17 protein-coding genes are annotated in these 26,229 nt (G+C 45.4%); 13 read left to right on the forward strand and 4 right to left on the reverse strand.

Annotation, left to right across the window (positions count from 1 at the left end; genetic code table 11):
• Positions 1 to 8: 8 nt before the first annotated feature.
• The 8 genes from ACFQV5_RS03050 to ACFQV5_RS03085 all read left to right on the forward strand — a co-directional run bounded on the left by ACFQV5_RS03050 (position 9) and on the right by ACFQV5_RS03085 (position 7,568).
• Complete coding sequence (locus ACFQV5_RS03050; protein WP_379243532.1) at positions 9 to 497, forward strand: cation:proton antiporter regulatory subunit; 489 nt, start codon at positions 9 to 11, stop codon at positions 495 to 497.
• A 258-nt stretch (positions 498 to 755) separates the two neighbouring features.
• Positions 756 to 1,943: an acyltransferase gene (locus ACFQV5_RS03055; protein WP_379243534.1), complete on the forward strand. Its 1,188-nt coding sequence runs from the start codon at positions 756 to 758 to the stop codon at positions 1,941 to 1,943.
• A gap of 38 nt (positions 1,944 to 1,981) precedes the next feature.
• Positions 1,982 to 2,674: a response regulator transcription factor gene (locus ACFQV5_RS03060; protein ID WP_379243536.1), complete on the forward strand. Its 693-nt coding sequence runs from the start codon at positions 1,982 to 1,984 to the stop codon at positions 2,672 to 2,674.
• A 19-nt stretch (positions 2,675 to 2,693) separates the two neighbouring features.
• Positions 2,694 to 3,920, forward strand: coding sequence for an ATP-binding protein (locus ACFQV5_RS03065; protein WP_379243538.1), 1,227 nt, complete (start codon positions 2,694 to 2,696; stop codon positions 3,918 to 3,920).
• 40 nt (positions 3,921 to 3,960) lie between these two features.
• Positions 3,961 to 4,542, forward strand: a complete 582-nt coding sequence (locus ACFQV5_RS03070; protein ID WP_379243540.1) for a stalk domain-containing protein — start codon at positions 3,961 to 3,963, stop codon at positions 4,540 to 4,542.
• Positions 4,543 to 4,711: 169 nt separating this feature from the next.
• The gene (locus ACFQV5_RS03075; RefSeq protein ID WP_379243542.1) at positions 4,712 to 4,936 is read left to right on the forward strand and encodes a hypothetical protein; all 225 of its coding nucleotides are present in this window, start codon (positions 4,712 to 4,714) and stop codon (positions 4,934 to 4,936) included.
• Positions 4,937 to 5,024: 88 nt separating this feature from the next.
• Positions 5,025 to 5,183 carry a stalk domain-containing protein gene (locus ACFQV5_RS03080; protein WP_379243544.1) on the forward strand — a complete coding sequence of 53 codons (159 nt, stop codon included), beginning with the start codon at positions 5,025 to 5,027 and terminating at the stop codon, positions 5,181 to 5,183.
• A 114-nt stretch (positions 5,184 to 5,297) separates the two neighbouring features.
• Positions 5,298 to 7,568, forward strand: coding sequence for an outer membrane protein assembly factor BamB family protein (locus ACFQV5_RS03085; RefSeq protein ID WP_379243546.1), 2,271 nt, complete (start codon positions 5,298 to 5,300; stop codon positions 7,566 to 7,568).
• Between the two features lie 85 nt (positions 7,569 to 7,653).
• Here ACFQV5_RS03085 and chrA read toward each other — a convergent pair whose 3' ends face one another.
• Positions 7,654 to 8,196: a chromate efflux transporter ChrA gene (chrA, locus tag ACFQV5_RS03090; RefSeq protein WP_379243946.1), complete on the reverse strand. Its 543-nt coding sequence runs from the start codon at positions 8,194 to 8,196 to the stop codon at positions 7,654 to 7,656.
• The gene (gene chrB / locus ACFQV5_RS03095; RefSeq protein ID WP_379243548.1) at positions 8,193 to 8,786 is read right to left on the reverse strand and encodes a chromate efflux transporter ChrB; all 594 of its coding nucleotides are present in this window, start codon (positions 8,784 to 8,786) and stop codon (positions 8,193 to 8,195) included. Before chrB ends, chrA begins: the two co-directional genes overlap by 4 nt.
• Positions 8,787 to 9,148: 362 nt before the next feature.
• Here chrB and ACFQV5_RS03100 point away from each other — a divergent pair, with 362 nt between their 5' ends.
• The 4 genes from ACFQV5_RS03100 (at position 9,149) to ACFQV5_RS03115 (ending at position 14,512) form a co-directional block, all read left to right on the forward strand.
• Positions 9,149 to 12,181 (forward strand): family 10 glycosylhydrolase, encoded by a 3,033-nt coding sequence (locus ACFQV5_RS03100; protein WP_379243550.1) that lies wholly within the window; start codon positions 9,149 to 9,151, stop codon positions 12,179 to 12,181.
• 176 nt (positions 12,182 to 12,357) lie between these two features.
• On the forward strand, positions 12,358 to 12,996 hold the full coding sequence (locus tag ACFQV5_RS03105; protein ID WP_379243552.1) for a TVP38/TMEM64 family protein: 639 nt from the start codon (positions 12,358 to 12,360) through the stop codon (positions 12,994 to 12,996).
• Positions 12,997 to 13,019: 23 nt separating this feature from the next.
• Positions 13,020 to 13,994 carry a helix-turn-helix transcriptional regulator gene (locus ACFQV5_RS03110; protein ID WP_379243554.1) on the forward strand — a complete coding sequence of 325 codons (975 nt, stop codon included), beginning with the start codon at positions 13,020 to 13,022 and terminating at the stop codon, positions 13,992 to 13,994.
• A 35-nt stretch (positions 13,995 to 14,029) separates the two neighbouring features.
• Entirely contained in the window at positions 14,030 to 14,512 is a 483-nt protein-coding gene (locus tag ACFQV5_RS03115; protein WP_379243556.1) for a GyrI-like domain-containing protein, read from the forward strand.
• Positions 14,513 to 14,598: 86 nt separating this feature from the next.
• On the opposite strand, the gene ACFQV5_RS03120 is transcribed toward ACFQV5_RS03115, so the two are convergent.
• Positions 14,599 to 15,498 carry a TIGR01777 family oxidoreductase gene (locus ACFQV5_RS03120; protein WP_379243558.1) on the reverse strand — a complete coding sequence of 300 codons (900 nt, stop codon included), beginning with the start codon at positions 15,496 to 15,498 and terminating at the stop codon, positions 14,599 to 14,601.
• Between the two features lie 464 nt (positions 15,499 to 15,962).
• On the opposite strand from ACFQV5_RS03120, the gene ACFQV5_RS03125 reads away from it, so the two are divergent.
• On the forward strand, positions 15,963 to 22,085 hold the full coding sequence (locus ACFQV5_RS03125) for a phosphodiester glycosidase family protein (RefSeq protein ID WP_379243560.1): 6,123 nt from the start codon (positions 15,963 to 15,965) through the stop codon (positions 22,083 to 22,085).
• Between the two features lie 96 nt (positions 22,086 to 22,181).
• On the opposite strand, the gene ACFQV5_RS03130 is transcribed toward ACFQV5_RS03125, so the two are convergent.
• Entirely contained in the window at positions 22,182 to 26,057 is a 3,876-nt protein-coding gene (locus tag ACFQV5_RS03130) for a stalk domain-containing protein (protein ID WP_379243562.1), read from the reverse strand.
• Positions 26,058 to 26,229: the final 172 nt, after the last annotated feature.

Genomic DNA, 26,229 nt, shown 5'->3' on the forward strand with positions numbered 1-26,229 from the left:
TTCTAAGAATGAGTATGATCAGAGAATCCGATCTGCCTGGGATCGGTAAGAAGTTTCAAGTGAATACGAGATCCGGAGATAAACTGGTGATTGTCATACATGATGATGGCCGCAGAGAGCTGTATCATTATGAAGATGATGATCCGGATGAAAGCATCTCCATGGTTTCTCTGGAAGACGATGAGGCTCGTCAGATCGCGGGTATTATCGGAGGAATGACATACAAGCCAAAAGCGCTAGAGACCGTTGAAGTTTCCCTTGATGATCTGATTATTGAATGGTACCGTATTGAGCCTCACTATAAAGGGGTAGATAAGACGATTGCGGATCTACAGGTTCGTCAGCGTACCGGTGCTAATGTTCTAGCTATCGTGAGAAAGAATGAGCAGAAGATTAATCCTGGTCCGGACGACCGTCTTACAGCTGGCTCTACGCTGGTCCTTGCTGGGGAGCGTAAACAAATCAATCAGTTGAAAGAGCTTTTGGTAAACGGCTAGATCAAGTTTTCTGAACTATGCACAACAAGCCTATCCGACTATGGATAGGCTTGTTTGTTGTTTCGTGATCGTAGTAATATATATTATTCTGTTTGTTCGCTATAATCTTGGAATATACTAAGTAAATGGGTGTCAGCACAAATCTTAAGCAAATGTTAAGAACTTAAGAAGCATGGTGTTAAGAACTGTCCAGTATATTAGGTTACGACGCTTCACTTCGGGAGCGAGACGAAACCTAGTTATATTGGAGGTTAAACAATGTCAACCAAACCGGAAATACTGAAGAAGCGCGAGAAACTACCTGAGCTGCAGCTGGTGCGTGCATTCGCTATTTTGGGTGTGTTGTCTGTGCATTCCACATCCTATGCTGCAACTGCAATGGTGAATTCAAACTACTTCTTCATTTACAATTTTATGAACATCTTTATGAAGTATGGGACACCAACGTTTATTTTCTTAAGCAGTTTTGTACTGTTTTACAATTATTATGAACGGCCATTGACCAAAGAGTTAATTGGTGGTTTTTTCAAGAAAAGAATGCTGTATATCATCATTCCGTATATTGTGTTCTCTGTGTTTTATTTCGGTCTGCTTCATGTCATTTACTATCAGGACCGTTCACTACAGGATACGATTATAAGCTTTTTCAGCAAGCTGTTAACGGGAAAAGCCTATACTCATCTCTATTTCGTATTTATTAGCATTCAGTTTTACGTGCTGTTTCCGCTCATCCTATTGCTGTTCAAAAAAATCCCGCAGCTTTCGAAATGGGCTATTCCGATCGGTCTTGCTGTGCAGTGGGCATTTATCCTATTGAACAAATACTACTTGCAAGTACCGAATAAAGGAAGCTGGTCACTTTCATACATGGCCTATTTCATGCTAGGTGCCTTTATCGGCATATATTATCCGAAGCTTAAAGGCTGGTTTGTTATGAGCCGGGAAAAAGCGACTTTGGGCCGAATGGCTGGATGGATTGTGTTATGGGCAGGTTGGGCAACAGCGGGACTCGCTCACGTATATATTTATTACAACAGTCGTTTATACGGCACGCAGTATAACTCAACATTATATGAACTGCTATGGAACTTGCACACGTATTTAGGGGCTATGGTTCTATTACAGTTAGCCATTGTTGTGTACAGAAAAGCACCTCGAAAACTGACAGCTCCGCTGGATAAGCTAGGTGCTCTATCATTCGGTGTGTATTTGATCCATCCGTTCTTTTTGCTTGTGTATAGACAGTTTCCACCGCAAACCGGAAGTTCGATCATAACTCATATGTGGTACGCTGGCGGGTTTCTAACAGCTCTGTTCTGTTCCTGTATCGTCGTGGCATTAACTGTGCGATATGTTCCCTTCTCCTGGATTGTGTTCGGTAATATTTCAAAACCAAAGAAAGCTAAACAACGAATTGAAAATACGGCTGCCACTGTAAGCAAGTAATTAAAATGGGTTAAATAGATCTTTATCAAGGAGGAGCTATGGCTGAAGTAACAATACTCATGGTGGATGATGAAACAGAGATTATCAAACTAATGGATATTTACGTGAAAAATGAAGGGTATACGCTGCTCAAAGCATCAAATGGCCTGGAAGCACTAGAGATCTTAAAAACACACAAGGTTGATCTCATCATCCTCGATGTCATGATGCCGAAAATGGATGGCATACAGGCATGTATGAAGATTCGGGAAGAGAACAATACGCCCATCATTATGCTATCAGCCAAAAGCCAAGAAATTGATAAGATCGCCGGTCTCAGTATTGGAGCAGATGATTATGTTACCAAGCCTTTCAGTCCGCTGGAATTAATCGCACGTATAAAATCACAGCTTCGGCGATATAACCAGCTGGGTACGAAGACGGTTCAGAACGAGAACGAGATTCAGATTGACGATTTGATCATTAATGTAGCATCCCACCGGGTTACCGTGGACGGCAAAGAAATTAAATTGACACCCAGAGAGTTCGCGCTGCTTCATACACTGGCCATTAACCGAGGACTGGTGCTAAGCATGGACAAGCTTTATGTTGAAGTATGGAACGAGCCGTTCATGGAATCCAAGAATACGGTTATGGTCCATATTCGAAAGCTGAGGGAAAAGATTGAGAAGGATCCTCAGCGACCGGAATATATCAAAACGGTATGGGGAATTGGTTACAAAATTGAGTAAATCTAGGCAGAGGTGAAGGATGATGAGAACGAAATTACTCCATACGATCCGCTGGAAGCTTATCCTTCTGCTATTGTCCAGCTTCGGAGTTACTGCTATATCACTTCTTATTTGCTATGCCGTAAGTACGCTTCTTGTAGATGTTAAACCGATAAATATTCCTCTCCGGTGGATCGTTAATAATATCGGCTCTCTTCCGGTGATGATCGTTGTGGGGTTCGTTGTTTTTTTTGTGAGCTTCTTCATGAACAGCAAACGTTTCGTTCGTCAATTGAATGAGATTAACACAGGCGTGAAAGAGATATCGAACGGAAGGTTCGATTATCAAATTAAGCTGAATTCCAATGATGAGATTGGAGAAGTAGCAAATAGCATGAATCAGATGACAGAGCAGCTTAGCCTCTATCTTGAGGAGATTACCTACGGACTGCGTGAGATCGCGAAAGGGAACTTTGATACCCAAATACCGGTTCGACCGGGTAGTAAGCTCGGTGAAGTGGCAGACAGTATTAATCAGATGAGCAGACAGCTCAGCCATTCCATACAGGAAGAGCGCAATGCAGAGAAAACGAAGAACGATCTGATCACCGGGGTCTCACATGACCTGCGGACTCCACTAACCTCTATACTCGGATTTCTGGAGGTTATCGAGAAAGATCGCTATCAAGATGAGGTAGAGCTGCGATATTACGTGAACATTGCCTATGAAAAATCACTGGCTTTGAAAAAATTGATCGATGATTTGTTTGAATACACACGGATTAACAATGGGCTTCCGCTCGACATGGAAGAGCTTGATATGGTTGATTTTATTGGACAACTAGCCGAGGAATTCGTACCGAGCTTCGAAAAGGCTGGGATGGAATGCGTGCTGGAGGCGAATGAAAGGCAGCTAAAGATCATGGCGGATGGCAGTCAGCTTGTTCGGGCATATGAGAATCTTATGACGAATGCACTGCGGTACGGGAGATCGGGCAAGGTAGTCGATATCGCTGTTCGCAGAGACCATGATCAGGTAGTTGTGAGTTTTACCAACTATGGTGATCCGATACCTGAAAGGGATATTCCCTTTATCTTTGACCGGTTCTACCGGGTGGAGGGCTCGCGCTCGAAGGAGACAGGGGGAACTGGGCTCGGTCTAGCTATTACAAAGAGCATTATTGAGACACAAGGTGGAGAAATTACCGTGCGCAGTGATCGTCAGAAGACGACCTTTGAGACACGGTTTCATATATATAGAACTTAGCTGTGAAAGTTACAGCAGTAAGCTCGGAGGAGATAGTGATATGGAAGAACACCGTGCTCCTGCCCGTAATAATAAAGCTCGTATCCTGCTCCTTGTGCCTATTATAGCCATAAATCTCTGGGGTGGTATTCATGCTGTTAATGCAGCGACGAGTCATCAGGGTGCTCTGTTTGATTTTAGTAATAATTCAGCCGTTTTAGAAAAAGGAACCGCATCCGGGGGGGCTGTGCCCGAGACTTCAGTTTCAAGCACAGTCAATCGGCTTGTTTTGTCTACATCCAGTGCTACGTTTATCTACAATGGTCAGCCAGTAAAAGCCGCACAACCGATGGCGTATAGGAGAGGCTATTATTATGTACCGGTTATTACGATGGCTGAGCTATTCGGTTTGAATCTGACCTATGATTCAAGAACAAAGGAAACGATTGTTTCGGATAAGAACATGAAGGTGCATTTCAGAGCTGGTAGCAGAGCTTATACCGCTAACGGTTCAACTAACATGATGGAAGCCCACACATTTACGCAGCAAGGAACGCTGATGATTCCCCTCAGCAGCTGGGCCGATATGACGGGAAGTACACTAGTTAAAGAAGGAAAGTCACTATCACTGACATGGAGATGAACTTGTGTATTCGAAGGAAGACTATGAACGGCTGTTCACACCTATTGGGCATAAATATGAAGTGGATGGCTCCTCCGTATAACTCATGGATTCTATCCCCTACGCAACTTCTGCTAACAACAAAAGTTTCATATGAGTAATAGTCCTGAGCATCTAACAGAGGAACACTTTGGTTGCACTGAATGCGCGTGGCGGTCATTACGCGGGTGCATTTCTCGTTAACGAAAAAGCTGTACAGATGACGGAGGGAAGCATCCTGAAGGATCAGTCCGAAGCAGGTATGCTGTACCGAACAGGCAGTCGTGCTGAGACAGTTACCTTTCAGTTCGTGCCCGCATCCGGCAGCAATCTAGCGGTTAACATGCTGTTCCTGCCGTTACCGGAACGGCAATAGATACATTAGATTATAAGCAGGCGATCCGAGTTATTCACTCTGGGATCGCCTGCTTTTGTTAGGAATCGATTCGAGGGGCCTCAATAATGTGGAGTCCGTTCATTTTTCATTGATGTTAAGAGGAGAAACCGCTGCGGATACACTCATTCCACTTCGTGAATTTTGTAAGAAATTCGATATCGAGGTCGATTGGAATCATAAGAAGAAACTTGCAGCACTCACATCTGCCAGACGTTCGGAAGGGTAACCGTTGTCAGACGTATGCGGTGCCATTTTAAAATTTTCGTCCTTTTCAGCGGAACTATTAAATCGATTTAGACGTTTAATCAGTATGCGTCTTTCACCTGAAAGGATGGATCTAATGAACAAGCAAATTTCTCTCCATAACATGCTCAAGTATGGCTTTATGACAGTGGTAAGCGTTTCTTTGTTGCTAAGTCAGGTCACCCAGGTGCAGCAGGTCGGTGCAGAGACGGCAGTGGGTTTCTCTGCAGATGTAGCAAGGACGGTTAAAACGGGCGATAAGGTGACGTTACAGCAAAACATGGTATATTTTCCCGAACAATTGACGAAGAGCAACAATCTTAATCATCTTGCAATAGAATACTACGGTACAAAGGGCGAGACATTTAAGGTGGACGCGGTAGCTGGAGAGATGATTCGAGTGAAGGATTCCTCTCGAGGTACCTTATGGATTCCATCATGGTATTTAACGAAAGAAGCTGTGAATACCAAGAGCATTGTACCCAAAACGATACAGTTGAAATCGAAGCGGAATGTATTTCTGGCACCTGATAGTATGCTGAAGTGGTCTGGGACTAACCTTCGGAATGAGCTGGTTGCAGTCGCGCAGTGGAAGGATTGGTACGGAGTACTTGTAGATCCAGTCGAATGGCATAAGGATAATATAATTTACCGTCCAGGATTGTTCTGGGTGCATGCGAAGGATGTGGAAAGTGAGAAGGCTCTTCCTGATGGACTATGGAATAAGGACGCGAACGTTTCAAGTGACGTGATCAGGGAACTGACTACATTCAAATTAAAAGCCGGAGATCATTCGACTTCTGTTCAGAAGCTGCTTGGTACTCCACTCATAAAGGAAACGTCCAGTAATCTGCAGATGGAGGCTAACGGACCGATGCAGCTGGGTGAGACGTGGAGATATGAGCGGGACGATGCGCAGTTTACAGTTACCTTTGGCAAGACCGGCAAGATAGAACATACCCAGTGGATCTTACCTTCTGCAGACTCGTATCAAGCTGGACGCAGCGCCGGAGATGATTATTATTTCACCTATGATTTCATTACAACCCCTCTTGCACGTACGCTGGAAGCTGATCCGGTATGGAGGAGTCAAGGAGATCTTAATTTTACTTATCTGCTTGGGGGAAATGATGATGTTCTTCTGCTCAGAGGAGATGATGGCGGATTCAGCGGTATGCATTATAACTCATCGCTTTATGCTGTTAACCGATCGACAGGCAAGGAGCTATGGCAGCAAAATGCAGGATTCGGCTGGTTTACTTCACAAATGGATTCAGAGCGTAAACATGTAACGATGTATTCTGCTTATAATCCTGAGAAGAAGGAATATGAGGACCGGGTTCGTCATATCCGTCTGTCAGACGGCAAGATCATATGGGAGCTCAAGCTGAAGAAAACGAGTGGTACATATCGTATGGCAGCAGCTGATCGGTCGATCATTGTAGAGGACGCGCCATTTGAACTTGAATCCAGGAAGGGCGGAGTGACTGTACTCGATAGCGTGACAGGTAAGATCCGGTGGAAGAAGACGCTGCTGAGGGACGTTCGTATTTTAAATCAAGGAGCGGGAGACCCTTACGTACTCATTCAACAAGGGGATAAGCTTAAAGGATATGATCCGCTAAACGGAAAAGAAGTGTGGAGCTACAAAGTGAAGGGAAAGCAGCTTAATGATCCAGCCTTAGATGCATATTACACAGGAGGAGAGCGTGTAGAACCTCTACTCGATGCTGATAACAACAAGAGATGGATGCTCCTTGGTGAGGAGTGGGTGTTGCTTGATGTAAATACCGGTAAGCCTGAAGCTGTCTATCCTGCTAAATCCTCTGAACGATTTGAAGTGTTAGATGAGAAGTATCTTTTTGTTCAGCGAGGTATTGGGGACGAGGAATATAGTTCTGCGAAGAGATACGAGAGTGTACTCTATGACGCTGTGAAGAAAGAGGAAGTATGGACGATCAAGGGCAGAGCAACCAAGGCTGTTCTGGAAGGCGATACGATCTATGCGGCTATAGACGGCATACCAGCTGCTATTGATAAGCACACTGGCAAAGTCTTATGGAAGATGAAGATGACTTCAAAAAAGAATGAGGACTTGTCACGTTTAGCTTCCAGCAGCTTCGCTGTACTGGATTCATATTTACTTCTCCAGCATGGTTCAGATCTTCTGGTACTGAGTAAAGAGGATGGTAGTCTGCTTGGACGATTTTATAATATACGCACCGGCAGTGTCGATCTGCGTGAGCAGCAAGCGAGAAATGGTGCGCTGAATATAGCTCAAGATGAAATCTACGTTGGAACGGCAAATGGTGCATTTGTACGTTATGATGCCAAGGCATTGGTGGAATGGCTCGCGCAAGTGAACTGAGAAGCACATGGACTTTATTGAGACAAGAAAAGCTGCCGAATTCGGCAGCTTTTTCTTATTAGGAAGCTTATCGCGTATCGAGTATTTACATCATTCGGGATAAGACAAGAGCACCGTAAGCAAATGCGGCAAGAATGACCAGAGCAGGATGGATTTTACGAATATTCATTGCCCAAAAGGCCACAGCAGCGATGCCTATCGTCTGTAGAGCACCGATGGAGACGATAGAGCTTTTACCCATCTGCCAAGTTAGCGTCACCATCATGATCGCGATGACAGGCTGTACAAGCAGTGTCATACCTTTGACCACAGGTGACGTACGATATTTCTGCAGCAGCTTCAAGAGCAGTATGAGGGCAACGGCTGAAGGTACAACGGTTGCTGTCAGTGCGGAAAGCATGCCTATCCAACCGGATACACCGTACCCGACAAAGGCAGCGATCTTTGTAGCGATCGGTCCAGGCAAGGCATTTCCTAAGGCTAGCATATTGGAGAATTCCATATCACTGAGCCAAGCTTGGCGGGTAACGACCTCATCGTACATTAGCGGAATTGAAGCTGGGCCTCCTCCGTATCCAAGGACGTTGGCGATAAAAAAACCGATAAACAGCTGAATCCATTCCACTATTCACCGCCCTCCTTATCTCGTCGTTCCTTTTTCATTTTGGCTACAATTTTAAAGTGTACTGCTCCGTAGGCGAGAAACAGGATGATGACGATGGCGGGATGAATTTCGATGGTTTCAAGCAGTAAAAATGCAAGGACAAAGAAACCGAAGCCGGCATATTTTCCGAGTCCTTTTACAGCTTTTTCGCCAAATTCATAAGCCATGGTGCCTAGCATGACAGCAATAACGGGAGTAACGCCAGCAATCATACCCGCAATAATCTTGGAGCTGCTCAAATATTGAACGGCAGACAACAGTACGATCATGGCTAGACAGGTCGGAAGGATATGGGCGAGAATGGCGACGATAGCGCCAAGCGTCTTTTTTTGTTGGTAACCGAGGTAGGCGGCCATCTTGGTGGCAATAGGTCCTGGTAATGCGTTAGCCAGTGCGAGAACCTCCCCGAACTCATCGTTGCTTATCCACTTGTAACGCATGACAGCCTCGTGGCGAATGAGCGGGATTACAGAGGGGCCACCTCCATAACCGAGAATCCCGGTCCGGAACATGGCAAGTGTAAGATTCAAGTATGTATTTCCCGATTTTTTCAAGATGAGATTCCTTTCTTGGTCGATATCTTGTCATTACTATATGTATAAATATATAGAGGTTATCCCGTGTTTTCAATGAATCTGGTAAGAGTATCTTCTATTCATATCTCCTTTCTCTCGGTTTTTTATCCATGTATTACAATAATGAAGATAAATTATTAACCAGAAAGAAAATAAAATTTTGAAAAACTATTGCATTTCGAAATAAAATTTCAATATGATAAGTATGCATCTTGTGATTACACTTCTCCTGAGTTCATACAAACCTAAAAGGAGGTGGGACAATCTTCTCTGTTACGCTGGATAAAGGGAATTTTTACAGCGAAGTGGCCTCATTATTTTTATAGGGAGTGAATTTGTGAATGATGAGTAATCGGAAAACAAGGCGAAGTCGAACGTTAATATGCTGGACGATGGCAATTGTAATGATGATTGGTACTACTCTTTCCGGTTGGGGTGTGATGTTACCATCGGTATCAGCTGAAGGGGAGGTTGAAATGGGGACAGATCTACCGGCTGATTCCCCTGTAGAAGACTTACCGGACATCTACGTTGACCCTTCTATTGAAATGGAGGAATCGGCAGATGTATTGCCGGACATAGAAACAGAACTAATCGATGCGCCAGAACCAGTCGCTGATCTATTACCTGCAAGCTCTTCATCCGGGGTGATCGAGGAGTTTGAAAATGTGACGGATTTGCAAGCTTCAGCGGTTAGAGGCATAGCGAGTCTAGGACTCGTAAGCAGACCGGAGACGATTTATTATGGTAACCATGCTGTGAATTTATCGTATGATTTTACGGGCACATCAGGCACTTCTGCAGCCTACATTAATTTTAAGGATCCGAATGGTTCTGCCGGTCGAAGCATTCCAGGGAACCCGAAAAGTATGGGGCTATGGGTATATGGTGATGGGGGCAATCACTGGCTTCGAGCACAGGTGCAGGGGGCAGACGGTACAAAAACAGCTCTGGACCTCACCTCATCGACCGGACTGAATTGGAGCGGATGGAAGTACATCACATTTAACATTCCAGCTTCGATACCTGCTCCTGTGAAACTTAATCAGATTTATGTTACAGAACTAAAAGACACGAATAAGAACAAGGGAATGATCTACTTTGATCGTCTGACAGCGATGTATAATAGCTCCGCAATATATGCTTTAGACATTACAGGACTGACTCCAATGAAGACAGGAGAGTCCCAGCGTCCCGCATTTTATGCTACTTCTGCGAACATGACAGAACCAGCACGGATTACCGAAGGGGTAACAATCAGCAGCAATAATGAAAGCGTTGTCAGAGTGACGGGGGCTACATATGATACTTTGCAGGCAATCGCGCAGGGTGAGGTTACAATTACTGCACAGTATGGGGACGCGGCGCCGGCAACATTTAACTTAAGGATAACGGATGAAGAGGTCGCTCCTCGGGCAGTAGTATTGTCGGGACCTCAACATCTGGAGACAACTGTTACGAGTAAAGTGAAGGCATATGCGGTTTATGATGGTTATGATGATCCCCTTTCGCTTGTGGATGGCGTGACTTTGATAAGCAGTCATCCTGATATCGTAAGCGTGAGTGATGATGGTCAAATCACTGCCTTATCTCCAGGATCGGCCGTCATCACAGCATCCTACAAAGGGGTTTCAGCTGAACATTCGATTACGGTGAGCAGTCCGGTACCTGTTCTGCAGAGTATTGAATTACGCGGGTTGACGGGAATTCATGTTGGTGATTCTTTTGATACAAATACGATAGCTACTTATTCCTGGATTAACGAACCGGTAGAGCTTACGGAGGGCGTAGTGTATAGCAGCAGTAAACCAGAGGTTGCGTCCGTCGATGAGAAGGGGAAGGTGACCGGAATGAAGGTAGGTGCATCCAGAATAACCGCGACATATGACGGTAAAACAAGCTCTTTGTACATTACCGTTGACCAAACATCGGGCATGCCGAAGGCAGAGATGAGAGCAGCGTGGATTGCCACGGTAGAGAACATCGATTGGCCTGTTAAGGGGGCAGAGCCTGAAGCTCAAAAACAGCAGTATATCGATCTTCTCGACCAGCTGCAGTCCGTAGGTATGAACGCGGTTATTATGCAGATTAAGCCTACAGCCGACTCTTTTTATCCTTCGGAATACGGTCCGTGGTCGGAATGGCTGACGGGCGTACAAGGTAAGGACCCCGGATATAATCCGCTGGAGTTTTTGATTGAAGAAACACATAAGCGGAACATGGAGTTTCATGCCTGGTTTAATCCGTACCGAGTCAGTATGAAGGATGATCTGAACGCGCTGACCGAGAACCATCCGGCTAGACAACATCCGGAATGGGTTGAGTCGTATGGCGGGAAGCTGCTCTTTAATCCGGGCATTCCGGCTGCACAGGAGTTTATACTGGATAGCGTGATGGAAGTCGTAAAGAATTATGATATCGATGCGGTTCATTTTGATGATTACTTCTATCCTTACCCTTCAGGGGGAGTAGACTTCCCTGATGATGATACTTTTGCTGAGTATGGCACAGGCTTCTCTAACAAAGGAGACTGGCGCAGAGATAATGTGAATCAGTTCGTAAAGAGCGTTAGCGAGGCGATCAAAGCAGAGAAAAGTTATGTGAAATTTGGCATCAGTCCATTTGGTATTTGGAAGAATAAAAGTGCAACTGCTCCGGATGGATCTGAAACGAATGGACTCAGCAGTTATGATGCCATCTACGCAGACTCTAAAAAATGGGTTGAGGAAGAATGGATTGATTACATTACGCCTCAGATTTACTGGTACAGAGGTTATGCACCTGCAGCATACGATAAGCTTATTGAGTGGTGGAGCGATGTAACCGCCGGCAAGAACGTGCAATTGTACAGCGGTCAGGCTGTTTACCGTATTAATACGGTGGATAGCTGGCTGGATCCAGAGGAGATGCCAAACCAGATCAAGTATAATCGGAGTTTTGAAGAGGTAGCCGGAAGCATGTACTTTAGCGCGAAATGGTTCGCAGACAATCCATTACAATTCTCAGATCGCCTTCGTGATGATTTATACCGCTATAAAGCTTTGGTGCCGACTATGCCATGGCTGGATAACCAAGCCCCATCAGCTCCAGTAGGTGTGACAGCGCATCATGGTCCGGAAGGAGTTAGCTTAAAGTGGAGATCGAAGGATGATGAAGCCTATTATGTTGTTTACCGTTTCACAGATAAAGAAGACAGAGATATTCAAAATCCAGCGAATATTGTTCAGTTGATACGTAAACAGCAGGGGTCTTCCCAATCTTTCGTCGATACAACGCCACTTGAAAAAGGGAAGTACAGATATGTTGTTACTGCTGTTGATCGACTTCATAACGAGAGTAACACGAGCGGACCTGCTACGGTCAATGTCAAATAAAGATGTTATAGGAGAGGTACCTGCTGAATGCAGGTACCTTTTTGTGTCACATTAGAGCTAAGTATTCAAAATGGTAATGCCCTCGGCGTGTCCAATAGTGGTAATTAAGTGATAGAATGGCTAGGAGAAATTGTAATGTTATCTGGAATGTATAAAGACGACTAGAGGAGTGCTATATGTACAAAAAGCTCGGGCTGGCATTGCTGTATGCAGGGATCGCCTATCTCTTGTATGTTTATGGACAAGACATATTGGCTTGGGTTGAGGCGTCCAATCATGTTCTGCTCGTAACCTTCATCTCTATATGCTTAGCTCTATTTCCGGTCATCCCTTATCCGCTTGTCGGTGGCATCATTGGCGCGGCGTTCGGGCCCCTGCTCGGCGGTGTCATCACATGGATTGGTTCTGCAGCCGGTTCTATTCTGATGTTCCTGTTCGTGCGTTATGGTTATCAGGAATGGGGGAACAGGCTTCTTCACAGACATAATCGTTTAGGACAAATGACCGCGCTGTTTGAGAACCATGCGTTTTTAACGATTCTTTTTTTCCGGCTCATCCCATTTATTCCTTCTTTCATAATTAATGTGTATTCGGCCTTAAGCCGAGTTTCATTTATAGCGTACGCTCTGGCCTCCTCACTTGGAAAAATACCCGCTATGCTGCTATACGCCATGGTAGGAGATAGTTTGATGACAGAACCGAGAAATATAGTGGTGACGATCGGAGTTTATGGTGCGTTTATTAGCTTGATGTTGCTGATCTATCGGATTTGGTTAAGAAAACAGTCACTGAAGCGCGCGGCCTCAGATATTTGAAGAGCAGAAGGGCGGATTAGGCTATGAAAATAGATCGCTTGCTGGCGATTACGGTGCTGCTGCTTAATCGCGGAAGGGTTAGTGCTAAGGAGTTGTCTGAACGATTTGAGGTTTCCAGCAAAACCATATACCGTGACATGGACACTTTAAATCAAGCGGGTATTCCAATCGTTGCCCACCAAGGAATCTCTGGTGGTTTTGAAATCATGGAACAGTTCATGATCGATCGGTACTGGTTATCCATTGAGGAAATGGAGTCTCTTGTAACGGCTGTAAAAGGCATCAATCTTGCCCTCGAGGATCAGGAGACGGACGCACTGCTGCAAAAGGTAACAAGCCTGCTGCAGAAAGCGCAGCGCGGTTATACTTTTCAAGGTAAGCGTGATGACCGTTTGGTTATGGATTTGAACCCTTGGGGGCAGCGAGGTGGAATCAAAGAGACGATGAAGCTGCTACGGCTCGCTATTAACGAAAGACGACGGACAGCTATTGAATATATCTCGTCGAATGGGACAAGCCAGCGCAGAATTATAGAGCCCGCATCGCTAATCTTAAAAGGCTCAATCTGGTATGTTCAGGCATATTGTACGGTGCGCAAGGATTTTAGAGTCTTTCGCTTGTCCCGTATTCAGGATGCGGAAATGATGGAGGGCACCTTCGAGCCACAAGAGATACCGAAAGTAGAGCATTTTCGGTGGGATGAATCCTGGTCGGATACTTCGACGGAATCTCTTGTGTTAAAGTTTGATCCTACTGCAAGGCAGAGAATCGCGGATGTGTTTCATCCGGACGAGGTCACGATGCTGCCAGACGGATCGATGCAGGTGGAGGTTGTGATGAAGCCTGACGATTGGTTTTATGGCATGATCTTAAGTTTTGGAGGTCAGGCCAAGGTAGAGAGACCGGGTTTTGTAGCGCAGGAAGTTGTAAGGCGGGCACAACAAATTATGGAGCGTTATGTAAACGAAGACAGACAGATGTCCACTTTTCCAAGTTAGACTAGAATCATACGATATGGAAAAGAGGATGACAGATGAACATAGAACGTGTTAGCAGACCGGCAATACAGGTTAGAGGGATAGCGGAAAGAACATCTAACCGGGCAGAAGCGGGACCGGAGGGGAAAATATCTGGTTTATGGGAACGTTTTTTTCAAAATGGAGTATTGCAGCAGCCTGGACTAAGTCCAGCGTTCATCTATGGATTGTATACAGAATATGAGAGTGATGTGAACGGGGAATATACTGTCCTGCTTGGCTGTGAAGTGGCTGATGGAGGGACCTTGGCTACTTCGGAAAGCTTCAAGACCATTGACATTCCTGCATCTGACTATCTTGTGTTTACGAGCAAGCGCGGAGCCATAACATCTGTCGTGCAAGAGCTGTGGCAGCAGATCTGGACGTACTTCCATGAAAGCGGGGAGACCAGAACATATACAGGAGATTTTGAACTCTATGAGGTAGTTCAGTTCGATCCGTCGAATGCTGTGGTGAAGGTTTATATGGCTGTAAAATGAGAATATAGTAGCGCTATGCAGAAAGGGAGCTGCTCCTTCAGTAGATGGATCTACTAGGAGACAGCTCCTCTTTGATGTCTATGTATTTACTGTTTCTTTAGCGCTGACAGGGCGTCCTTCAGCTCAGCGTATTGGAACTCAAAGCCATGATCCAAGGCTTTAACAGGGAGAATTCGCTGTCCTTCTAACAGAATCATTGAGAGTTCACCGAGTACGCCTTTGAGCAAGAAGGAGGGGACCGGGAACCAGTGAGGACGGTGGTAGACTTTTGCGGCAGTACGTCCAAATAGATCGTTGGTGACAGGTTTTGGCGAAGCAGCGTTAACCGGACCGTTTATCTCTGGATGATGAATACAGAAATCTATAAGCCTAACGATATCATCCAGGTGAATCCAAGACATCCACTGCTGACCGCTGCCGATTTTGCCGCCAAGACCGAGTTTGTAAGGGAGAATCATCTTTGGGAAGGCACCGCCTTCATTTCCCAGCACCACACTGATCCGTAGTTTCACGACTCGATCTGTCTGGATGCGGTCTGCCGCCTCTTCCCACATTGAGACTACCTCGGAAGGGAAGTCCATCACGCGGGGAGGACTGAGCTCATCAAAGGTTTTATCTTCTGAAGTTCCGTAAATGGCCATTGCGGAAGCTTGAACAACGACAGGAGGCTTATGCTCTAGAACATTCATAAGATCAGCTACCGCGGACACTGTTTTTTGCCGGGAGGTATGAATTCGTTCTTTGCCTTGGGTAGTCCAGCGCTGACTGAGCGAAGCTCCGGCTAGATTAATGAGAGCATCCAGGCCTTCAAACTGCCCAGGATTTGACTTCATATCATCCCATGTTACATATGTAATGGAATTCTCCTTGCTGCTGTGATCAGGTTGTTTACGAGTGACGATCATCACCTGATGCCCTTGGCTTATGAAGTGTTTGCATAGTGCCTGACCAATAAATCCGGTACCACCGCAAATGGCTATTTTCATAGGAACTCTCCTTTACGAAGGATCTAATATATTCACATCATAGAGCATGCTGTAGCACCAGATCAAACCTTGTGAGCTCTCGGGCGCTAATCAATTTTTATGTAAGAAGATAACCATATCATAATCTTTGCGAATCTGTATCATATCTATAAATATTTGACCATTAGTCGCCATCGACAAATTTCTTGTAATTTCCAGTCCGAAGGTCTTAGAGTCTAGATTTTGTCCTGAGTTTTCTGGGGGAAATCTGGTAAGTTCGATCCTTTAATCTAAAAATCAAGTTCATTATAGTAATATGTAAGCGCTTTACAAATTGGGGTGATGAAAGAAAAGTAATTAACAAAAACTTAACACATTAGGGAGGTGGAGTTTACAACATGTCGTTATACTGACCAGAAGGGTGACTGATCGTGATAGCCCCTGCGTAAAATTAAATTTCTAATAGATATGGAGGTCATGATGGAATGGCAGGAAGCAAGCGAAAATCATTGATATCTTTTTTGCTTATCGGTGTGATGTTGCTGTCTCTTCTGGTACCGGTAAAGCAGGTGCTGGCGGAGGAAGTGACTTCAAATACCTTTGATGTCCTGGATGAGCAGAAGATGGAGATCGGACCGGGAGCGACGTATACATGGAAGAATATGAAGCTGGATCGAGGTCTGGAGAAGCTTCATTATGTCGAGTTTAATCCGAAAGATCAAGCGCTCGAACTGCAGCCGGGCAAGACGGATGGGAAAATTTATGGTATGCAGGGAGTTACCAAAATGGCCTCGGATGCGGATACCGAAGGTAATCGGGTCATTGCAGCTATCAATGGAGATTATTACGATATGTCCAATGGATTACCGCTTGGTCTGTTCATGGGTGATGGCGAACTGCTGAACAACCCGCCGAATGATTGGCTTGCCTTCGGCATGAGGGAGGATGGATCAACGATTTACGGTCCAAGCCCCAAGTTAATCCGAACGGTAAAGATCGGTGGTAAGGAAAATCATCTGACGGCTATCAATCGCCTGCGCAGCAGTGATGCATTAGTACTTTATACGCCCTCATTTCATACCTCTACCGTAACTAATGGGCTAGGAGATGAGATTGTACTTGATATTCTGTCAGGCGAGGTGAAGAGTGGGCAGACCATGCGTTTGAAGGTATCCGAGGTACATAAGGATAAGGGAAACACACCGATTACAGACGGTAAAGTAATCCTCTCGGCATCTGGTAAGCAGCGTGAAGTATTGGCTGGGCTTAGTGTCGGTGATGAGGTTACATTATCGCTAGAGCTAGAAGATGTGTGGAAGGATGTTACGATGGCGATCGGCGGGCATTCCCGGTTAATCGCGAATGGCTCAATTGTGCCTACCGATGATCCGGCAGTATATCCGCGGACAGCGATCGGTACCAAAGAGGATGGTTCGATGATTATGCTTGTCGTTGATGGACGCCAACCAGGCTTCAGCGAGGGTGTAACCTTGACGGAACTCAGTCAGATTATGCAGGAGCTTGGCGCGGTTGATGCCCTAAATCTGGATGGCGGCGGCTCTGCGACCTTCGTTGCGAGAATGCCAGGGGAGACAGATCGTAAGGTGATGAATTCTCCCTCTGACGGCGGGGAGAGAAGAACGGCTAATGGTATTTTGCTGGTGAATAAAGCACCGGAGAGAGCAGCGGACAAGCTTGTTGTGAAGCCTCAGATCGAGCGTGTACTGACAGGCTCCACGGCGGAATTTAAAGCCGCAGCAGTAGATAGTAACGTACATCCAGTTCGTTTATCTGGTGCGGTAGAATGGAGTGTTGCCCCAGAGTTAGGTACGTTTGACGGAGCAGGACTCTTCACAGCGGGAGCGGCAGCAGGTATGGCCGATGTGAAGGCTCGGTCCGGCAGCTTAAGCGGAACGGGGAAGGTAGAAGTTGTGGATGAATTGACGGAGCTAAGTTTTGATGATACCGTCAAGAGCTTTGCCCCAGGGAAATCTGAGACACTGAAGGTCACAGCTCTTCGCCAGGGTCAGGTTATTCAAGCGAATAACAGTCAACTGGAATGGCGAACCGAGGGAGATATTGGTTACATCGATGACACCGGCACATTTACCGCCGTGAATGAAACGGAGAAGACTGGCAAGATCATCGTGAGCTACAAAGGTGTGGAAGCCTCTGTAGACGTGAACATCGGTCTTCCTCCAGTCACTCTGGAGGATTTCGAGAATGGCCTGGATGCTTATCAGGAAAGCGCTGGTGCACAATACAATTCCGTTAGGGCAAGCATTGAGAACGATGAAGATCTGGTGCGATTCGGCAATAGCTCATTGAAGCTGGAGTATGACTTCACAGGAACTCCGGGAACTTCAGGAGCTTATCTGCAGACCAAGAGCGCAGCGAATAACATCGTTATTCCAGGTTACCCCGAAAAAATAAGCATGTGGGTGTACGGAGATGGGAAGAAGCACTGGCTTCGTGCACAAATGCGTGATAGTAAAGGGACCATCCCTCTTAATTTTGTCGATGAGGGTGTTGGCGTAGACTTTGAAGGCTGGAAGTACTTAGAGGCAGACGTCCCTAAGGGGCGTGTTATGCCACTGACTATGGATATGCCTGTGCGATACATGGAGACTTCGGCTGCAAAGAAGGATGCAGGTGTTCTCTATATAGATCAGATCCGCGCTTTATACGGACCGAATCAGGACGATATGAATCCTCCGGTGCTAAAAGAACTGTCACCCGCGGATGGGTCGACGATTACCAATAGCCAGCCTAAGATATCGTTAATCGCGGAGGATGCTGACTATGATCCGGACAAGCATCCGGGGACAACGTTGATCGATCCGGACAAGATCCGTTTCTATCTGGACGGGAAGCTGGTGGAGCATACGCTGTACCCGCCAAAGGGAGAAATTCACTTTACCCCTTCCACACCTTTAGCGGACGGTGTCCATCAGGTGAAGGTTTCCGTTAAGGACCTTTCAGGTAATCAAACGATCAAGGTCTGGACCTTCAACGTAGAGACAGGCTCCTCTAAGCTTGTATATAGCACACCAAAGGATATCTATGCGGGCAATACGTATACATTGGATCTATTTGGCGTAAAGCCATCGGATATTCGCAGCGGAGAGATTGATTTCGCTTATGATCCGTCAAAGCTAGAGGATCTGGAGCTTGTTCGTGGCGAGAAGCTCAATGAGTCTCAACTGCAGTCTGAAATCGATAGTGAAGCTGGCCGTGTGAGGCTGAAGCTGAACGATATACAAACAGCCGGTTTGACAGATGAGGATGGGATTGGACAAATCCAATATCGCGTAAAAAAAGATGTTGTAGGAACCCACACATTCGAATTTATATCCGGTAGCATTTCGTTTGTCAGTACAGGGGATATTTCTTATCCATTCTTCGGACTTCCTCAGACATCAGAGATCCGCACGCATTTGACACTGGAGTGGAGTGAAGAAGGGCAGATTGAAGGCTATGAAACGCTCCTTCAGGTTAAAGATGAGAGCGGCGCACCACTTGAGGGAGCAGAAATAACAGCAGATGGTCAATCGATTGGCATTACGGATTCGGAAGGGATTTTGAAAGACACGACTCTGACTTCGGTCGTTAAGACCTATCAATTGCAGGCTGTAAAAGGAACCTTCTACAGTCCGGTTATACCGTTCACGGTATCGAAGCTGTTCGGAAGCCAGACGCCTTATAACATTAATGTAAGTATGGGAGAGGACCCGGCGCAATCCAGGGGCTTTACGTGGCATACGAATCCGGGTGTAAATCAGACGGTCGTTGAACTTGTAGAGGAGTCTGAATTTACAGGCTTTGACGGACCTAATATGACGCTCATACAGGGCGAGAGCAGTCTTTATCAGACGCTGGACATCGGTACCATACGGGTGCATAAAGCAAACGCAGATGGACTAAAGCCGGGAACTGCTTATGTTTACCGGGTAGGAGATGGGAAAGAGCACTATAGCGCCCAAGGGAAATTCCAAACTGCAGAACTTGAAGGGGATCATACGAAATTTTTGTATTTTGCAGATTCTCAAGGAAGCTCAGAGTTTGACTTCAAGCTGTGGGGCAACACGGTACGAAAAGCCGTAGGTGAACATCCGGATTCTGAATTTATCTACCAGGCGGGAGATATGGTGGATAAGGGCTTCAATGAGAACCAGTGGAATTTATGGTTTAGGGAAGCGCAAGAAGCATTTCTGAATACGACGCTCGTCGGGGCTATTGGTAATCATGAGGTTATGGGGACGAAGGGGAACAGCGATTTCCTCGCGCACTTTAACCAACCCGGTAATGGAGTGCCGAGTCTGCAAGGAACGAACTTTTCCTTCGACTATAAGGATGCTCATTTCATCGTGCTGAACAGTGAGTATCAATATGAGGAGCAGAAGGAATGGCTAGAACAGGATCTGGCCAAGACAACGAAAAAATGGAAGATTGCGATGTTTCACCGTGGGCCATACGGAAGTATTTACGATACGGTGGAAGTTAGAGATTTATGGGCACCTGTGTTAGAAAAGTATAATGTCGATCTCGTTCTGAACGGACACGATCATATGTATTTACGGACTCATCTTATGAAAGACAAGCAGGTTTCAACAGATGGCCAGGGGACAACCTATGTAATCGCAGGTTCGTCGGGATCCAAATTCTATCCGTTGACATCAAGGGATTGGCAGAAGGTAACGGATGAAGAACAGACCCAAATGTATGCTTCGGTTGAAATAACGGGTGATGAACTGAGAATGGTAACGAAGACTATAGGCGGACGTGTTGCCGATGAATTTACTTTATCAAAAAATACAGTTCAGCCTGAATCAATTGAAATTGAGCAGCAAGATATCCATTTAGCACTTGGCGAAAGCAAGACGTTAACGGCTGTGGTTAAGCCAGACCATGCATCGCACAAATCAGTCACATGGTCGGTATACAGCTCCGACCCGGAAGAGGAAGAGGTGGTTACAGTCTCTGAGGATGGACTGGTTACTGCCAGAGGTCTTGGTACCGCTGTTGTCCGGGCTACAAGCAATGCTGTACCAGAGCTGTATGCAGAGACTACGATCACGGTAGAACGAGTTCTGGAGGGGAAGATCGAATCTTTGGAACTGCAAGCTAAGTCTCCTCTTAAAGTAGGAGAGACGCATCAGACCGTGACGGAGGCCGTATATGAAGATGGTACTCGTATCCGATTGCTAGAAGGTATTGTGTATGAAAGCAGCGCACCGGGTGTTGCATCCATCGATGACGGAGGGTTAATAAGAGCACTGTCAGAAGGTACTACGGTGATATCTGCAGTCTATGGAGAATTCAGCGCCAGTTACGATCTAAGTGTCTTACCTTCGGGAACACCGGGTCCAGATCCGGGTGAAGGTAATGGTGGAGGTAATACAGGAGGAGAGAATCATGGAAGTGGTAGCGGTGGTGGATCGACCACGCCAGTTCAGCCACTTGTTCCGACTCCTGAAGTTACCGGAAAAATATCAGTTAGTTCAGCTGAGCTTGTGGCCATGATGGCAAAAGGTGAAGTGGTTCTTAATACGAAGGAGCCACTTGAAGAGCTGCACCTACCGGGTAACGCTGTATCACTATTGAAGGAAACACCGGTAATTGTGAACGCAGGAAATGTGGCACTTACAATTCCTGCAGATGTGCTCCGTTCTCTGAGTGAGTTGATCTCTGCTGATGAGCGGGAGGGAAGCACGATTAAGCTTAGTGCCAAGAGAATCACAGGGGAAGAAGCACTTCGCCTGATGGCTGAGGCAGCCGGTAAGTCGGGCTCTGTAATTGGTGCAGCAAGTGATCTGTTATCCTTTAGCTTAAATATCATGACGAAGGATGGTAAGACAACCGGGCTTTCAACATTCACTAAACCGATTACCATCCATCTTCTGGTAATAGGTGATGTGGATCGTAAATTGACGGGCATCTATTATTTTGCAGCAGACGGCAGTCTGGAATACGTCGGTGGAACATGGAATGGAGATAATCTGATCTCAGAGATTCATCATTTCAGCACCTATGCGGCACTCCAATTCAATAAGAATTTTACGGATGTAAAGCCAGGACACTGGGCTTCTCAGGTCATTCAAGAGCTGTCGGCTAAACAAGTTATTAAAGGCATCAATGACCATCAGTTTGCGCCTGACAAGCGGGTGACAAGGGCCGAGTTCGCAGCTATGCTTGTTCGAGCACTCGGACTGAAGGAAGAAGGAAGCTCTCATTTTACGGATGTTCCTTCTGAGGCATGGTATGCAGGAGCCGTAACGGCTGCGGCGAAGGCTGGCATCGTTAGCGGTATCAACCGCAAGGAATTTGCGCCGGGTGCATTCATCAAGCGCCAGGAAATGGTGGCTATGATTGTAAGAGCGTATCAATCGGTGGCTGTACAGCGAGCAATGCAGGATAATGAGATACAGTTCAAGGATGTGAAGAGCTCCCCGATCTGGGTTCAGGAAGCTGTCCAATCGGCATATGCGCTCGGTCTGATGAAGGGGATCACGGATGATGTATTCAGACCGCAAGGGATTACCACACGGGCTGAAAGTGCCCAAGTTCTCTATAACCTGCTGAGTAAGCTGCCAGGTCATGCGATGTAAGTATTTTGGTTAAGTGAAAACAGCCTCCATCCGATAAATTACCGGGTGGAGGCTGTTTCGTGTTAATTTAATGATGAAGTAGAGCTGTAAAACGTATTATTTCTTAGCTTTGGCTGCAACCAGAACAAATCCTTTGGACGGGTTGGATACAGCGACAATCTCGGTTGATTTATCATCTTTTACAACATGACTGAGGATGATCGCTTTATACTCCTTACCTGCTTGAATGTCCGCTCCGTTCCCGTCTTTGCCTGGAATCTTGAAGGTGTACTTCTTGATCGTATCCGCTCCGGTTCCTGTTCCGGTTTCACCGGTACCGTCGATCTCTGATTGAGGTGGATTGATTTCAGACATTCTAAGCAGGGTTGTGGAAGCGGCGGCTTTCTTCAAGTTGAAGGTGCCAGCGCTGTCAGCTGGAAGAAACACAATTTGATAAGAAGTAATTTCACTATCCTTCATCGCCGTCTTAAAACTTACGCTTATGCTATTCTTATCCTTCGCTGGTTCTACAGTTACACTACTTGCTGCAGATTCGCCAGGCTGGAGGAGCTCTAAATTCTCTAATGGCTCAGATAAAGCGTTCTTAGCTGATTTTGATTTATTGACGGCAAGAACATACGCATTATACTTTAAATCTTTGCTTAATGGTGCATCGTATATATCTTTTTCAAGCAGTGCACCAAAGTCTTTGCTAGTACTATTAACAGTAGCTTTTACAGAATGGGCGACATCCTCCAAATTATCTTTAGGATTGGATGCAGGTACAAGCATTACGCGATATTCTTCAACATTCTTAGATTGCTGTCCTGGTGAGAATGTAATGTTGAAGCCATACTCATTCGCTGTTGCCTTCACGTTCGTTGGAGCTGCTATTCCAGGTCCTTCAAGCGTAACAACCTCGGATGATGCTGACAATGCATTGTTGCTAGAATTTTTGTCCTTGCTCACAGAGAGGACGAAAACTTTGTAAGACAAAGGATTGGTAATTTTGTTACCGCTACTATCCTTAGCTTCTTGAGAGAAGCTGTCGCGATAATCGGAACCAACTTTTACTTCTTTAAAATGAGAGGACCTATTAGCGTCGTCAAGCTTGAACTCAGCATCTTTCGGAACGACGTATATTCTATAATGGTCAATGTTTTTCTCATTCGATGCTTTTTTAAAAGTTACAAATAAGTCTCGGCCATCACCATTGTCACCGCTATCCATCGCTGTTACATCTGTAACCGGATTGACTGGAGTTTTGTTCGTCAGTGTGATCACATTTGAGGCAGTGGAAATTGCCGTTCTGTCAGCAAGATTGTTTTTACCGATGGCTAAGACGAATACACTGTATTCAATGCCATCTTTAATAGCTTCTCCGTCGGTATCTTTTGCATTTGCTGCGAGTGTCCTTGTGATTGTTCCGTTTTGGCTGGTTTCTTTCGTGTAATCATTTACGGCATTGGCAGCTGTAAGATTAAAGTTACCTGCTTTACTATTTTTAACGACGAGGATACGGTATTCACTAATGTTGCTGTAATCCGAAGACCGTGTGAATTTCACCTGCAAATCGCTGCCGTTATCATTATCGCCTATGTCTTGAACTTCTACGCTCGTTGCAGGATTCAGTGAAAGTGTCTTGCCCAGTGTAATGGCTGAAGAGTAGGATGATAACGCGTTGTTGCCGGCATAATTGTTGTAGCCTACCGACATAATGAACACGCGGTAGCTAGTTCCCTCACGGATATAATCTCCGTCCGTATCACGACTGCTGGAGCTCAAACTTTGGCTGATATCGTATCCGGTTTTATTGATCTGTGTGTAGTAGTTGTTAGAGCTGGCAGTATTCAGATTAAAGTTATTTGCTTTGCCTGATTTGACAACGAAAGCCTGATAATGACTGATTGGCGATTCATCATAAGCTCTCGTGAAAGATACATTCAGGTCACTACCATTGTTATTATCTCTTACATCGTCAACCCTTACATTAGTTACTGCACTCACATTGCGGTTGTTGCTCAGTGAAATGGTTGATGAGTAAGATGACAGAGCGTTGTTACCCGTAGAATTATTATTTCCGACCGACAAAATGAACACGCGGTAGCTGACGCCGTTTTTGATAAGTTCTCCGTCTGTATCCCTGCTACTGGAGTTCAATATCTGACTGATGTTGTATCCCGTCTTATTAATTTGTGTGTAGTAGTAGCTGTTGGACAACGAGTTAGCTTTGTTCAGATCGAAGTTATTCACTTTATTCGATTTAACAACGAAAGCCTGGTAATGGCTGATATTGTATTCATCCGATGCCCGGTTGAATGAAACCTGAAGGTCACGGCCATCGCCATAATCGCTAACATCGCTAACAGAGAGACTTGAGATAGTTCCTACATTCGTATTGTTGTTCAAGATGATGTCGCTAGAAACAGAAGACAAACTGTTGTTTCCTGAATTGTTTCCTGTTCCTACTGCCATTACAAATACTCGATAGTAAACTCCACTTCTAATCGTCGCTCCATCCACATCTCGGGCTCCAGAGGAGAGAGTATGAGTGATATTATTGCCAGTCTTGTTTACTTGTGTGTAATTGTAGCTGGATACGGAGTTTGCTTTACTCAGATTGAAATTGTGGTAATCGTTAGACTTTACTACGAAAATACGGTAAGAACCGATACTGGATTCATTGGATAGCTTCGTAAAGCTAACTCGAAGATCGCGGCCATCGCCGTAATCATTGACATCTGTTACCGATGTAATAACTGGAGCAGTGGTAGAGCCTGTTGCAAGCGTAATTGAAGATGATCCGGATGACAGCTTGCTTGCTACCGTATTCTCATTGCTGCTGACGGAAAGAACATAAAGTGTATAAGCTACTCCATTCTTGATGTATTCACCTGAAGAGTCGCGTGAGGAGGAACTTAGTGTAGTTGACAGCGTTGTGTTGCTGCTGTTCGTTTTGCTTACTGTTGTATAATTCTGACTCGGTAATGATTTGGCTGCTGCCAGATCAAAACGGCTAATATCTTTGGTTTTAACGGCAATAACTCGGTAATTCGAAATAATGGATTCATTTTTTGCACGTGTAAAGCTTACGGATAAGTCCCGACCATCATTGTAGTCGTTGACATCGTTCCCTTTCACGTTGGATGCAGATTCTACGGCGTTCGTATTCGTTAATGTAATGGCTGGTGAAGCTGAAGATAACACAACCTCGTTACTTGTCTTTCCAATAGCCAACACGTAGGCTGTATAAGCTTGATTGTCACGGATATAATCTCCATCCACGTCGCGTGAACCCGATGTTAGTGTAACCGAAGGGTCTGAACCGGATGGATACACAACGGTGTAGTTATAGGATGGGACCATTTGTGCTGCTGATACATTAAAGCTGGATGATTTAGATGATTTGACGATCATAACTCGGTACTGACCCACCCGGGATTCGGTAACAGATTTGGCGAAGTTGACCTGAAGATCGCGGCCATCGCCGCTATTTCCGACATCTCTTAAAGTGACATAGGAAACCGGGTACAAGCTGTTATCAGGAGTGGTAACTCCACCGCCCGAAGATGTAGTGATGGAGACGGTTTTGGTTTTGGAATTCCAACCGACTTTTTCTCCTAAGGATTCACTGACAAAGCGAACAGGTACCATTGTCGTACCTTTCAAATTCTTAGCTGGAACATCGAGTTTAACACTTTGCTTGTTGATGGTTGCTGTCTTGGAGTTAATCTTCAATACAACAGTTGTTCTGTCTTTAACTGCGGTAACCGTCTGAGCTTTCTGATTCCAAGTAACCTTGGCGTCCAGCGCTTCAAAGATGGCCCTCATTGGTAACATGACACGACCTTGAATCATAACCGGAGCCTGACTTGTAGATAATTTTACCCCATCAATCAAGATGGTGAATTTTACTGCTGCCTGCGCCTGTGACTGGAACAGTAAAGGAACGATGAGTATTCCTACTAGCAAAGCAGTCCAAAACTTCCTCACACGATTGACCTCCTTCATCATAAGTGATTGTTATTATTTTCCTCATCTATAAGACGCTGTCGGGTAGGGGAAAGTTTCAGCAATTCAGGTAGAAGAGGAAAATTTTGTTTTGTGAATCTTTGTTGGCATTATCATAAATTGATATCCATGAAAAATCCCCTTTTGCAAACCT

The organism is Paenibacillus sp. GCM10028914 (assembly GCF_042666275.1).
Lineage (GTDB): Bacteria > Bacillota > Bacilli > Paenibacillales > Paenibacillaceae > Paenibacillus_AQ.